Source organism: Terriglobus tenax (assembly GCF_025685395.1).
In the GTDB taxonomy this organism is placed as follows: domain Bacteria; phylum Acidobacteriota; class Terriglobia; order Terriglobales; family Acidobacteriaceae; genus Terriglobus; species Terriglobus tenax.
The window spans coordinates 590,581-603,801 of the sequence record NZ_JAGSYA010000003.1 but is presented as its reverse complement, the minus strand read 5'-3'; the positions used below and the strand labels follow the sequence as shown (position 1 = coordinate 603,801).

Below are 13,221 nucleotides of genomic sequence, written 5' to 3'. Positions count from 1 at the left end.
GCTTCCGCCCCGGGGCCGTCTTCTCGACATACCGTACCGTGGTCAGAGCGGTGGGATAAGGACTCAGTGTGGAGCAAGCGGCATAGGTTCCGAGGTAAAAGTTCTGGACGGGATTCATCGTCCAGCCGAGCCAGAGCGTCCCCGGAACGATGACCAGAAACGGCCCCAGCACGAAGAGCAAAACCAGCCACAGGAGCCACCGCCCACGGCTGGGAAAGCGCATCGCTCCGGTACTCATTTCTGGCCTCCGGTTCCATCCTCCCCGGCCAGAAAATCGGAGAGCAATTTGCGGGCATCGGCCAGCTTTCGGGCGTTCGCCTGGTCACGGATTTTCAGCACCGACTCGGCCAGCAGATGCTTGCTCTCCGCGTTCGCTTGGGCAGTCGCATGGAACAGGTTCAGGAGCATGTAGCGGAGTGCCACGACCTCGGAAAGCACCAGCTCGGCCGGGTCGGCAGGGTGCTCTCGCGCCGCCTTCAGCGATAGTTCCCGAAGCCATTCCGCGAGCGTTTTGCCGCTCTTCTCGGCAGCCGCTTCGACCTCACGAAGTTCCTCTGGAGTGACCCTTGTCGCGATGGTTTTTGTGCGGAAGCCGGGCTTTTCCTGTGCGCTTTCCGAAGCGCCTGAGAATGCCGGATTGGTCGTGCGGGATGTGCTCATGGGGAAGCCCGCCTTGCTTCCAAGATGCTCCACTGCAAAATCCGCGTCAAGTACAGCTCTGAGGCTGATCGCGGCTAAGTACGTTCCGATTCACCGTGTTTACGCATTTCGGCCATTTCAGGGATTCTCACGATTCCCTGCGTTTACGGCGCGGAAGAAGCGTTTCGCAAAATGCTGTTTCTAAACATGTTCACCCGCGTAAACACAGGTGCACCTGTGCAGTTCCCATTTGGGGGTGACGTGTCAACCTTCATCCCGCTGCCAGAGGCAGCGGCTCTCACCAGAAACACCAATGAACTGGATCGACGTCCCCATTACAGGTGCCAACACACTACTGCTTCATATCTTCCAGAAACTCTGATGCGGGATCAATACCGGTTACGAGAAGGTGATCGCGCGCTCTCGTACAGGCGACGTACAACAGGTGCCGTTCAGTGCTGTACACATCCTCCAGATCGCTTTCGTCAGCAACTGCCTCGATGCGTTCCTGAAGAGGAATCACCTCGTTATCACAAGCCATCACCGCAACGGCTCGGAATTCCAATCCTTTGGTCAGGTGCATCGTGCAAAGGGAAAGGCTCCCGGAAACAACTTCGACATGCTCGTCCAACACTCGATATTGGATGTCGGCCAATTCTGCTGATTTTATGGCCCTCTCCGCCTGCGCAATCGAACGTACAAACAATGCGATTTCGTGTGGCTGAAGGCCTGTTTGGATAAGCTCTCGCAACCAGGCAGCTACCGTCTGGATTTCCTTCTGATCCGATTCAAATGTCTTGATATCCGGCTTCGGTCCATTGAATAGCGATACGGCGTCCTTGCGATTCTCCAGATTTCCGTCCACGTCAGAAATCTGTGGATCGAGTAAGCGATCCGCCTGGGAACGAATCTGGTGTGAGGTGCGGTAATTGATCTTCAAAGTTGCAGCACGCCCACGCACATCGGCACCTGCTGATTTCCAAGAGAAAGGTTGCTGAAAGATACGCTGGCCGAGGTCCCCTGCAAACAACAGACCATTTGGCTTGCCGCCAACCATACTCGTCAGGAAGCGCATCTGCGCGATGCTGATGTCTTGCGCCTCATCTACGATGGCAAAATCAAAGGGCGACGGAGCGCCTTTGGCATAGTGGTGCGCAAGCACATTGAACAGCCCCGAAGTGGTGATGAGTCCCTGTTCACGCAATCCGTTCCGAACGTCTTCAAAGATGGTCCAGAGTAGCTTACGCTGCTCCTCCCTCAGGCGTGTTCTGCGCCCTAGACGGCTGACATCGCGGTACTCTTCCCACGAATCCAGTTGCCAGCCATCGACTACCTGCTCCCACTCCGTAGTCAGAAATCGCAAAGAAAACTTGTGCTCTCCGGCATTTGCGGATGATTGCCGCAATAGATCCTGAATCTGTTTGGTCGTTGCAATCTTTGACTTACCGATATTCAACTCGTACAGACGTTTTCCGATCGCATCCATCGAATACACTTCGATGCGTTCTCCGAGTCGTGGCTCGTTTGCTAGGAGCAGCCGAAGTTTGCTCTGGAGAGCATTTGCAAGTGGAACCGAAAATGTTGTCAGTAACACGCGAGCTTCGCGGTGGGTTCGTGCAAGGTGAGCGGCGCGGTGGATCGCGACGATTGTCTTGCCCGTACCAGCAGTGCCAGAGACACGAGCAGGGCCGTTGAAGTTCTTATCCACCAGTTTCCGCTGCTCGGGATGGAGGAAGACTGCCCAACGCTCCCACGGATAATCGAGCGCCAGAGCTAGTTCTTCTGTGTTGTTCATGACGCGGAAGCGTCGCAGTGCGTCGGGATGTTCGAACGGATTCGTTCCCGGCGCAACGGACTCCGGTAACGGCGGGCGAATGCCCGTTGCAAGATTCAACAAAGCTTCGGCGGCTTCTGCCGGGAGATGACCAGCGATCTCCAGCAAATCATCTTCGCTGGCGTTCAGGACTTCCTGCACCCATTCTTCCGGCACACCGTAGTTCAGCAGCGTGCCTTCCGAGATGTTTGGAAGAGCCTTACTCTTGGGGGCAGCCCGCTCTTCCTCTACATACTTCGGAACCGTGATCTCCTGTACGCGTTCGCGAATCTCCACCAGTTGCGCTGCGCCGGTCTTTGGGTGGGTTTCCATCCTTCGGCGCTCTGCCCAATGGTAGGCATCGTCGTGATGTCCGATGTAGCACAATAGCAGGCTGGTGTCGTTGCGGTGAACGATCAGCCGGAGGTCGCTTGTCACGCGGATCGACCAGAAGTTCTTGTCCTTCGCCTTGTCCAGTTTGTGAAAGCTCAGGCTCGGGTGCGCGGGGTTCAGCTGCAGGTCGAACGCGGCCATCTTCGCGGCCTTCTGCTCGTCGCCGGTCAGACGAGCGAGGCTATCGGTAAATGTATCCGCAATTCGAAATTCCATGCTCGTTCCTTATACCCGGAAGACCTTCATCACCTCGTCGCCGAGATGGTTGATGACTTTCACCGCGATACGACCAGATTCGGGTTTGTCAAAGGCGCGGGAGGTTTCGCTGTTCAGCGTGGCCCAAGCTTCTTCGTTGATTTCCGCCTTGAGGCTGGTCTTCAGCGCCTTATAAGGATCGTTTGCGCCGAGGAAGTATGCTTGGCGCACAAAGAAGCTTTCTTCGTTGTAGTCCGTGTCGATGAACCAGCAGGCGATGCCGTCCGGGCCGTTGCTGCGGACCTTGCCTGTGCTTGGCTCGAAGACATCCACTCCCAGCACCTTCACCTTGATCTTGCCGCTGCCCGTGTCCTGAATCTCAATCTCCGGCTCGCCGAAGATGACGAAGAGATTGCCCTTGCCAGTGTTCTTCAGGTCCTCGGCCATGTGCAGGTCGGCGTTCATGCGGGCTTTCAGCACACGAATGCGGCCCAGCTTGTTCATCTCCGACGAGTGCGCGTCGTAGCTGAAGGCGCAGGCGATTAGCACATCGAAGTTAGCGTCGGCGGCTTCGCGAGCCGCCACCACCAGGTCTTCGCGTGTGACTGTGCCAAACTCTGGCCCGATGAATATGCCGGCACGTTTCTCTGTGTCGTCGGCGTCGGTGTAGCGGCCATCGGCGCAGATGTGGTCGCCCGGCCACGGAGCCAGCGAGGTGAAGACGATCTTGTCTTCCTTGTGCGCCTGCTGCACACCGGCCATCTTCAGATTGTCGAGAATGATCTGTACGAAGTCCTGCGCGTCGCGAGTATCACTGTCGCTCAGGCCGGGCATCTCGATCAGATCTTCGCTCTCATCCACGGCAAGTACGCGATGCGGAGAAAGGCTCTCAACCGTGAATGGACCGGCGACGCGGACCTTGCTCTTATCCTCGTAGGGCTTGTCGTAGAGGTTTTCAAACTCGGCCTTAGCGGCGATGGAGGCGTCGATGGCTTTCTGACGGGCGATGCGCGCTTCCCACCATGCGGCGTGCGTGGCCTTGGCAGCTGCGCTCCAGCCTTCGGAGACTTCGCGCGGAATCTCCCACTCTTGCCAGCGTTGCTTCAGTTCGGCGTTCAACTTTTCGCGTAGAGGTTCAAGCGTCTTCTGTGCATCTTCCCAGATAACGTCGATTTCGACATTGTTGGCGATGGATTTGAGAGTGATGTGCGGTACGCGCTCGTAGACAAAGCCGAGGCGGACATTATCATGTGTAGCGGCTTCCGATGGTACTCGACCTGAGAGCTTGGCCTCCTGAACTTGGCCTTCGCGCGAATCGGCGAGTAAATAGAACGGATAACGCGCCCCCATGATGCGTGCCCGAGCAAGTGCAAGAGCAACGCGAGAAGTATCGATGGTGATCCAGCGACGTCCCCATTGCTCGGCAACGGCGGCGGTGGTGCCGGAACCACAGGTAGGATCGAGCACGAGGTCGCCGGGATCGGTGGCCATAAGGAGACAGCGTTCGATGACCTTCTGCCCGGTTTGCACAATGTAGGTCTTTTCCTCAGAAAATCCGGTCATCTTCACGTCATTCCAATAGTTGGCTATGGGGACGACGGGGAAATCGGCGAGAAAGCGGCGATACATTAACGATTTCCCGATTGGTCGAAGTCGTCCGCCTCGTGCCAAGTGGCTCAGTCCGATCGCGTCGGTCTTAAACGTTCCTTTACCGGGAGTGAAAGCAGCGCCGTTGTAATCAAATGAAGTGACATCTGTACCTTGTGCTGGGCGCTGGCTCGTAAGGTTGTCACAAGCAAATACGCGGTTACGATCAGTCGTAGAGGAGTTGCCACTCAATTCGTCCGCACTGAGCCTCTTGTCGAAACCTCCACCTTCGTCGAACCAGACATATTGAGTGGTTCCGGTTTCACCGAGCACTTTCATCCTGTATGCCGCACGAAATTTGAACGAAGGGCGACTCTTTGCGAACCAGATAATGTGGTCGCTGATTGAAGCCATTTCCTCCGTCGAAGTGCTGCTCGTTTTCTCAAAGACAATCTGAGAAATGAAGTTCTCATCCCCGAACACCTCATCCATCACCGCCCGGACACGATGAACATTTTCGTCACCGATCTGCACAAAAATGGAACCTGATTCAGCGAGGAGATCGCGGGCAACCGTCAGTCGATCTCGCAAATACGTTAAGTAGGAATTAATACCGTCGCGCCACGTATCGCGGAACGCCTTCACTTGTTCCGGCTCACGCGTAATGTGATCCTTATTGCCGTCTTTCACATCGCGGCTGGTCGTTGACCACTGGAAATTTGAGTTGAACTTGATCCCATAGGGCGGATCGAAGTAGATGCACTGCACCTTGCCGCGTAGGCTTTCGCGCTCCGCAAGCGATGCCATTACCTGCAAGCTGTCACCAAGAATCATCCGGTTCGACCAGTGGGCATCGTGCTGGTAAAACTCCGTGCGGGCTTCTTCACTGGGTAGGCCGTTGAAATCCGCAAAGAGATCGAACTGGGACTCGACAGCGGACTGTCCGGCCTTAGCCTGGCGTTCGAGGTCGTCGATGAGAACCTTGGGATGCACCTTCTCCTGGATGTAGAGCGGAGGCGCAGGCACCACGAGATCGGACCAGTCTTGCTCGTCCTTGCCGCGCCAGACCAGTTGCGGGTCCAGGTCACGGTTGCGGCGCTCATAAGCCACGCGGATGGGAGAAAGGTCCTCGGCGCGCATGACGGACTGGTACTCCGCCGTGGGGATGTTCTTGCGCGAGGCCTCCTCATGCACCAGGGTTTGGACGATCTTCTTCGGTTTGGGCTTTGCGGTCTTTGCCATCGGTCTTCTCTTAATTCTCTACAGAATGGTTCTCAGCGGAATTGGGTTCGGTCACGGAGTCCACCATCTTCTGGAACTCACTCTCGACTACGGAAGCAAAGTCTGCGTTCATGCCAAAGACTTCGGTGAACTCGACAAACTTCCAGCGGCCAAACTTGCCGGTGTTGTTCACGCCGGGAATCCAGTAGGTCTCCATCGTGATTTTCTTGTCTTTCGCATCTTCACGACGATATCCCTTTACCTCAACCACAAGGTGCAGCAGGTCGTCTTCGCCGTGGCCGTCTTCTACCAGCACCATGAAGTCTGGCCGGTAGATGCGGCTGTCGGAGCCGTAGCGGTAAGGCACATCAAAGCCGAGGTTGTGGTTCTTCACGTAAGAGCGCACACGGGGATGGCTCTCCGCAACGCGGCAGAACTCAGCTTCCCAATCACTATCAAGGATGACCCAGTTGATCTGGCAGCGCCGAGGATCGGTCTGCCAACGGGTGGTCTTCGATGTTGCGAAGTTGACGTGCGAGGTGGAGCCGACCGGGTTGAAGGGATCGAGCAGCGCCTTGATGGTCGCGCGGTCGCCAGACTCCGCATTGATGGCAGCCGTGATACGTTCGCAGGCCATGTCTGCCAGATGGCGATAAAGTACCTGCGCCGGATACGTGTCGCCGCGGCAGATGAGACAGGTATCCAACCACTCCTTCACGATGCGCTTGAGCTGGCCAAAGAGATGCAGCGGCGGCTCTTCACCGGGGTTGCGCCACTTGGTGTAAAGCAGGTGAGTAGTCAGTTCATACAGGATGGTGGAGGGCCGGGTGTCACGCAGATGCGAGACCGTGAGATTTACACTCTCGCCGACGATGCCGGAGTTCTGCGTCTGCGATGGGCCAGTAAGCTCCGGTGTCACCAGCAGCTTGGAGTCGTCCGTGAACTTTGCGGTGAGCCGCTCGTTGGGCAACTCCGCGCGGTAGCCCATCACACGCGGAAAGCGAATCTCCAACTTGTCACGCTCTGGCCTGACTGCTTTCACCTGGATAGTCTGGCGCGGCGGAACAGCCGTCACGACAACAGGCTTTGCCGCAAAGTCGAACGGTATGCCGAGCACGTCGGCATACTCCACATCAAAGAGCCCTTCTTCGTTCAGTTCATACGACTGGCGGCGAAGCGCACGGCCAATGACTTGCTCGCAGAGCAACTGTGTTCCGAATGCGCGAACACCAAGGACGTGCGTCACGGTGTTCGCGTCCCAGCCTTCCGTAAGCATCGAGACGGAGACAACGCAACGGATTTCCGCGCCGAGGCGGCCTTCCTTACCGACGGTGTTCATGACCTCGCGCAGGATGGAAACGTCGTCGATGTCTTCCGCTCGTTCCTGGAGGCCAGTGCGCTCAACGCGTTCACGTCGGAACTGCTCGATCTCTGATGCAGCAACCTTGCGGAAATTCTCATCCAACGCTTCGCCGGACTCAAGTTGCTCGCTATCGATCAGCAAGGTCCGGGGACGCGCATAGGGATTTCCATGAGCATCGAAGTTCCGGAAAAGTTCGAGACGCCCATTTTCGAGTTGCGTCGAACCATCTTCATTGTTGCGGAAAAAACCCGAAACATAGTCGTAGACAAGCTTGGAGATGGCTGTGTTCTGGCAGACGATAATGAAGCACGGCGGAACCCTGTAACCAACTTCTTGCCACTTTTCAAAGGTTTCTTTGTAGTGGCCGTACAACGCATCCAGTGCCGTATAGAGTGGCGTCGGCAGGCTCAGGGGATCGAGTCCATCCGCTTTGCCACGACCCTTCTTCGGCATAAGCTTGCGGATGTTCGTCCAGAGTTCGCGGAAGATGGGAACCTCAGCGCCGGGGCTGTTGTCTGCCACCGGAACACGAGGGAGCTTCACGATGCCGCACTCGATGGCATCCATGAGCGAGAAATCTGACATCACCCACGGAAAAAGTGTGCCTTCGGCATAACCAGAACCACGCAGGAAGAAGGGAGTGGCTGAAAGGTCAAGAATTCGCTGAACGCCGATTTTTCGTTTGACGGCCTCCAACCCATTGATCCAAAGTCGAGCTGCTTCCTTGTTGCGCTCTGCTTCTTCCTTGTCCTCGCGGGTAAGGTCTTCTTCGTCTGGGGAGCCAGGCTTTTCTTTGTAGCAATGGTGGGCCTCGTCATTGAGCACCATGATGTTCTTCAGGCCCATCAGGTCGGGCATCACGCGCTGAAGCATTTGGCCTTCGGTTTCGAGGGTATTGATCGCATCCCCATGGCGGCCCTCCAGTAGAGCCCGGTTGCCCTTGGAAAGCTCCATTCGCTCACGCAGTTTGAATGCGTGATAATTCGTAATGACGATCTTCGCTCGCTTGATATCGTCGAGCATGTCAATCGGTACAAGCTCGCGGCTGGCATAGTAGCTGTCTAGGTCGCTGGGCTGGAGGACACGCAAGCGGTCCTTAATGGTGAGTCCCGGCGTGACTACCAGAAAGCCTCGCGTGAAGCTCGTGCTGCCAGAACGGCGTACCGAATTCACCGTTTGCCAAGCGATCAGCATGGCCATGACAGTCGTCTTGCCCGCTCCCGTAGCGAGCTTAAGAGCCAGGCGATTCAAACCTGGGTTGGCGTTTGCATTGGCGGCAGCGACATGCTCAACAAATTTCTTCCACGCCGGCCGCTTCGGCGCAACTTCGGTCAGCCAGATAGCCGTCTCGACAGCTTCTACCTGACAGAAGAAAGGGCGGATGCTTTGGAACGAATGATGCCTCCAGTGCTGGAGTAATCGCGCCGTTTCAGGTGTCACCAACCAGTCGGAAGGACTGGGCAGACGTCTCCACTCATCAACCTGTTGCCGCAATTCGTTGATGATTGGGATGGTTTCGTATCGTTGTGCACGAGTGGAGACGCCAGTATGGTCGCCAAACTCGATATCTTCCTGAATCGCTGGTTGCCGATGCTTGCGAGGTTTGGGGATGGGCGTAACGAATTGAGCAATACGGCGCGACTCGATGATTTGCTGAGTCGGCTGGCCGCTTTCGTCCATCTCCCAATGGCGCGCTGGATACTCGTAGGGCGAGTTGAGAATCGGATGTTCAAAAAAGCTGCTCGGCATCGTTCCGTGGCTTCCTCTTGTTGCCTACTTTTCTGGCTGGTGTGGTTCCATTTCAGCTAAGGCATCTTGGAATGCGCGGTCGTTTAATACAACGACTGGCGTTTCCTTGATGCGATCCTTCTCCCTGGCCACATCGATACGCAATCGCTTATTGAAGTAGTAGAGCAGCGCCTTCCTAACAGGTACTGCCACCTGGCCATACTCCATGCAATAGTCCTGAGCAACAACCTCTTGTTGTTCAGGGCTTAATGCGGGGTTGGGGACCAATACAACGCTAAAGTATTCGTTCCAGTATCTATCTTGGCTCGCCTTAATTTCTGTGGAAGTCTCTTCTCCTACTTCCAAGCAACGCGAGAGCAGGAAATCTTTGAAGTCTTTCGTCATCGAACAAAAGGCTCTAACGTGCCAGCGAAGTCCGTCATGAGCGAGCGCATGAGGTGCGATCCATCTCCACATGGGGCCAGGACGCTTCTCGTTCATCGACTGATAAAAAACCTGAACGGCGGTTCGGTGCTCTATAGCGTGAAGCACAGAGCGAAGAACAGAAACATTCACTCGGCGGGTCGGAATCGGAACGATTTCCGCAGGGGGAACCACCCCAAGCCATGTTTCCCCTACTGACAAATTGCGATCGGCAACATTTCTGAGCTGACTAAGGAAAGTATTCGAGTTCGGTTCGATGAACCGGGGTACGAAATCTGCGGACGCAGAGTAGCGTTTTGCGGACACGTCGTAAGCAAGATTTCCGGGTGCGAGGGATTCATAAAGGCTCAGGTCTTTTGAGGCTTGGGGAGTTGAGATCGCAAACCGCTCCATGATGTCCGCCCGGTTGATGCGGCCTTCCCAGAAAAGTCGAAACTCGATGAATTCAAGGCGTTCCTTGACACCACGCCGAACCTCAGAATCTTGGTCACCCATTTCATATTTATACGTGATTGTACCAGTTATCCACAAGCATTAGCATCCCAAATGCAATCTATTAGGATTGAAACTATACGCATACGAGAATCTTTGCTATGCTGGTTCGAAATGATGCTCCTCACGTTTGTTCGAGTCTTCTAGATCAGAACTCGCTGGCGAGGGCTTTGGAGGACTAATGAGTAGGACGCATATCGATCACAGGGAAATATGTGCTTTCGCTGAGGCTCGCATAAATCTCCCCCGAGAAAAGGCAAATGAATATCGAGCGCAAGCGGCAAGATTGCGCGAGAAGCTGGAAGGATATGTCTCCGACCATCCCGACTTCTCACTCAAGAAGATGCTGATCTCGGGGAGTTTGGCTAAAGGAACTGCCCTACGGTCGCTCAACGATATCGATGTCGCCTGCTACATCAGCGGCGCGGAAGCGCCTCACGAAATCAAGGCTCTCCTGGACTACCTTGCGGAAAAACTCCGTAAGGCGTTCCCCAACTTCTCACCTGAGCAAGTGAAGCCGCAGACGTACAGCGTAACGGTATCGTTCAGGGGATCAGGCCTGGATGTTGATATTGTGCCAATCCTCTACGATAACGATCCGCAGTGGTACGGCAATCTGGTGAGTCAGGACGACGGCCACCTACTTAAGACGAGCATTCCTCTTCATCTCAGCTTCACCAAGAAAAGGAAGACGGCACACCCGAATGATTTCGCCCAAGTAGTGCGTTTGGCGAAGGCCTGGGCGAAGCAGATGAAGGCCGAGCGCGAGGGATTCCGTTTCAAGTCATTCATGATCGAGCTGATCTTTTCTCATCTGAGCGACTTGGGCCATTCATTCAGTGATTATCCGGAGGCGTTACAGAGCTTCTTTACGTTCATCGCCAAGTCAGGGCTGCGCGAAAAGATCATCTTCGAAGATTGCTATAAAGCCTCGACTGTTGGTTCCTTCACTGAACCGATGCAGATCATCGACCCAGTAAATGCCGCTAATAACGTGAGCTGTCTATATACGAAGGCACAGATCGACATGATTGTGGAAGCCGCTCTCGATGCTGGCGATGCGATTGACGCCGCGCTATTGGCTCCGACCAAGGGCGAAACGGTCTACTACTGGCAGAAAATTTTCGGTTCTTCTTTTCAGGGGTGAGGATATGGGAAGTTTTTCGATTGCGTATGAAGTCACATTTACCGCGACACACGCGAAGCACCTTGCTTCCAAGGTGTCAGCAGATCTGAAGCGGATGCAGCGTTTTTACAGTCAACCGTCAGATAGCTGGATTGCTCAGCATGAGACTGAGTTGATCGAACTCTTGAAAAACGGCTACCTAGATACGATGACGCACGGGTTTCAACGTGACGGGAAGTGGATCGAACCTACCCTCCGCTACAAAGCTCGTGACCTCGGAGGTATGCAGTCAGCCGATGATGATCCTGGAAAAGTCCGTCCGGGCGCTGATGTCAGCGGTGCCACCTTTAATAGCTACGCCACCTACACGGCTAAATGGAATGCTCTTAGCCCGGCGGAACGAGATGCCTTCAAGAGAAGCCAGCCTTTCTATCGAGGCGGATCTGAAGAACCGACAGTGGCGGGTTACTTGGAATCCGATCGTACGTATTCATCGGGCGGCAAAGCCCTCAACAGGTCCACAGTACGGAGCTACTAATGAGCCAGCTATCGTTAGACGAATTATTCGAGCGTCGTATGACGTATCCCGACTTCGAATATAGAGAACGACTAGATCGCCTCGTAGGACTCGACGACTACAAGCTGCGCCTGACGAAGATACTTGGGCTCTTGGTCAATTCCAAGCATCTTCACGATTGGGCTAACAAGCACCATCCTCATGCGGAAAGGCTTGTTGCACTTGTTACAAGTCGCCCCCCTCTGGTCATCTTGGCCGGAGATGTTGGTTCTGGCAAATCCGAGCTGGCCGAAACGATTGGTGATGCCGTTGCGCGGCAAGAGCACATCGAAATCACCCTCCTCCCTCTGAGCTTATCGACGCGTGGGCAGGGACGAGTAGGAGAGATGACCCAACTCATCTCTGCTGCGTTTGATCACACGGTGGCCGAGGCAACAAAGCTGAAAGGCAATGGCGGAAAGACGCGGGGCGGGGTCATCCTACTGATCGACGAGGCGGACGCGCTAGCGCAATCCCGAGAAGCGGCTCAGATGCACCATGAAGACCGTGCTGGCGTGAATGCTCTGATCCGTGGGATCAACCGGCTTGCCACGGGCAACCTGCCAGCCGCGGTCATCATGTGCACCAATCGTCTCGGAGCATTGGACCCTGCTGTACGACGGAGAGCAGCAGACATCCTTGAGTTTTATAGACCCGACGATGCGCAGCGGAAGGCTGTATTGAGCGGTGCCCTAGTGGAAGCAGGGTTCTCCGCACACGATCTCGATGCGATAGTCAATGCTACGGGACCGAATACGAAGCACAACTATGGGTTCACATTCTCAGACCTGACCCAACGATTTCTTCCCAACCTCATCTTGGACGCCTATCCAGATAAAGCCATCCATCCAAAGAGGGCAATCGAACTCGCGAAGAAAATGGTTCCAACGCCACCATTCAAGGAGGTACAGCAATGAGCGAATGGTCATTAGGGCAACTTCTATCGACCTTGCATGAAGACATCCATCGAAGGCTGGAAGCGTCGCGAAAGTCCTTCGGTCATTCGACGACGAAGGGTAACGCAACAGAAGGAGTATGGCTCAAACTTCTCCAGCAGTACCTTCCGCAGCGCTATGCTGCTGAGACTGGCCACGTAGTCGACAGCGAAGGCTCATTCAGCGATCAGATCGACATAATTATCTTCGATCGTCAGTATTCACCCTTCATCCTAAAGTATGAAGATCAACTCGTCGTACCAGCCGAAAGCGTCTACGCCGCCTTCGAGGCAAAACAAGCAATTTCAGCCGAACAGGTAGCCTACGCACAAGCGAAGTTGAGCAGCATCCGACGCCTGCACAGGACAAGTTTGCCTATTCCTCATGCCGGTGGAGTCTATCCACCTAAAAATCCCATCACTATTCTGGGAGGGCTGCTCACGTTCGAGAGTGACTGGTCCCCATGCTTTGGCGATCCGATCAAAGCCAGCCTACAGAAGGATCAGCATCTCGGGCGACTGGATATTGGTTGTGTCGCATCGCACGGCCACTTTTTCCGTGATCGGACTTCTGCCAGCTATGCTTTTGTTAGAGAGGGCAAGCCTGCAACGGCGTTCCTTTTGAAGCTCATCTCAGAACTTCAATTTAGCGGGACAGTTCCGATGATTGATGTTATGGCCTATGCCAAATGGCTATCTCAATAGCTTCGATTAAGGGTTGTTAGTTTTG

At 54.9% G+C, this 13,221-nt stretch carries 9 protein-coding genes; 4 read left to right on the top strand and 5 right to left on the bottom strand.

What is annotated here, in order from left to right; translation table 11 throughout:
- Nucleotides 1-234: 234 nt before the first annotated feature.
- The 5 genes from OHL13_RS02570 to OHL13_RS02550 form a co-directional block, all read right to left on the bottom strand.
- Nucleotides 235-660 carry a plasmid mobilization protein gene (locus OHL13_RS02570; protein WP_263408546.1) on the bottom strand — a complete coding sequence of 142 codons (426 nt, stop codon included), beginning with the start codon at nt 658-660 and terminating at the stop codon, nt 235-237.
- 331 nt (nt 661-991) lie between these two features.
- The gene (locus tag OHL13_RS02565) at nt 992-3,061 is read right to left on the bottom strand and encodes a 3'-5' exonuclease (protein ID WP_263408545.1); all 2,070 of its coding nucleotides are present in this window, start codon (nt 3,059-3,061) and stop codon (nt 992-994) included.
- Between the two features lie 9 nt (nt 3,062-3,070).
- A complete protein-coding gene (locus OHL13_RS02560) occupies nt 3,071-5,869 on the bottom strand; it encodes a site-specific DNA-methyltransferase (protein WP_263408544.1) in 2,799 nt (932 codons plus the stop codon).
- Between the two features lie 10 nt (nt 5,870-5,879).
- Nucleotides 5,880-8,960 (bottom strand): BPTD_3080 family restriction endonuclease, encoded by a 3,081-nt coding sequence (locus OHL13_RS02555; RefSeq protein WP_399255089.1) that lies wholly within the window; start codon nt 8,958-8,960, stop codon nt 5,880-5,882.
- 24 nt (nt 8,961-8,984) lie between these two features.
- Nucleotides 8,985-9,878, bottom strand: coding sequence for a WYL domain-containing protein (locus tag OHL13_RS02550; RefSeq protein WP_263408542.1), 894 nt, complete (start codon nt 9,876-9,878; stop codon nt 8,985-8,987).
- A 178-nt stretch (nt 9,879-10,056) separates the two neighbouring features.
- Here OHL13_RS02550 and OHL13_RS02545 point away from each other — a divergent pair, with 178 nt between their 5' ends.
- From OHL13_RS02545 to OHL13_RS02530, 4 genes are read left to right on the top strand one after another with little or no spacing between them, the layout of a single operon-like run.
- Complete coding sequence (locus tag OHL13_RS02545) at nt 10,057-11,022, top strand: CBASS oligonucleotide cyclase (protein WP_263408541.1); 966 nt, start codon at nt 10,057-10,059, stop codon at nt 11,020-11,022.
- Between the two features lie 4 nt (nt 11,023-11,026).
- On the top strand, nt 11,027-11,539 hold the full coding sequence (locus tag OHL13_RS02540) for an HORMA-1 domain-containing protein (protein ID WP_263408540.1): 513 nt from the start codon (nt 11,027-11,029) through the stop codon (nt 11,537-11,539).
- Nucleotides 11,539-12,474: an AAA family ATPase gene (locus OHL13_RS02535; protein WP_263408539.1), complete on the top strand. Its 936-nt coding sequence runs from the start codon at nt 11,539-11,541 to the stop codon at nt 12,472-12,474. The genes OHL13_RS02540 and OHL13_RS02535 overlap by 1 nt, the downstream gene beginning before the upstream one ends.
- Complete coding sequence (locus OHL13_RS02530; protein WP_263408538.1) at nt 12,471-13,196, top strand: DUF6602 domain-containing protein; 726 nt, start codon at nt 12,471-12,473, stop codon at nt 13,194-13,196. The genes OHL13_RS02535 and OHL13_RS02530 overlap by 4 nt, the downstream gene beginning before the upstream one ends.
- The last annotated feature ends 25 nt before the right edge of the window (nt 13,197-13,221 follow it).

Bases quoted from the DNA above. Each gene is read 5' to 3' on its own strand.
- OHL13_RS02570 (WP_263408546.1), bottom strand. From the start codon at position 660: ATGAGCACATCCCGCACGACCAATCCGGCATTCTCAGGCGCTTCGGAA.
- OHL13_RS02565 (WP_263408545.1), bottom strand. From the start codon at position 3,061: ATGGAATTTCGAATTGCGGATACATTTACCGATAGCCTCGCTCGTCTG.
- OHL13_RS02560 (WP_263408544.1), bottom strand. From the start codon at position 5,869: ATGGCAAAGACCGCAAAGCCCAAACCGAAGAAGATCGTCCAAACCCTG.
- OHL13_RS02555 (WP_399255089.1), bottom strand. From the start codon at position 8,960: ATGCCGAGCAGCTTTTTTGAACATCCGATTCTCAACTCGCCCTACGAG.
- OHL13_RS02550 (WP_263408542.1), bottom strand. From the start codon at position 9,878: ATGGGTGACCAAGATTCTGAGGTTCGGCGTGGTGTCAAGGAACGCCTT.
- OHL13_RS02545 (WP_263408541.1), top strand. From the start codon at position 10,057: ATGAGTAGGACGCATATCGATCACAGGGAAATATGTGCTTTCGCTGAG.
- OHL13_RS02540 (WP_263408540.1), top strand. From the start codon at position 11,027: ATGGGAAGTTTTTCGATTGCGTATGAAGTCACATTTACCGCGACACAC.
- OHL13_RS02535 (WP_263408539.1), top strand. From the start codon at position 11,539: ATGAGCCAGCTATCGTTAGACGAATTATTCGAGCGTCGTATGACGTAT.
- OHL13_RS02530 (WP_263408538.1), top strand. From the start codon at position 12,471: ATGAGCGAATGGTCATTAGGGCAACTTCTATCGACCTTGCATGAAGAC.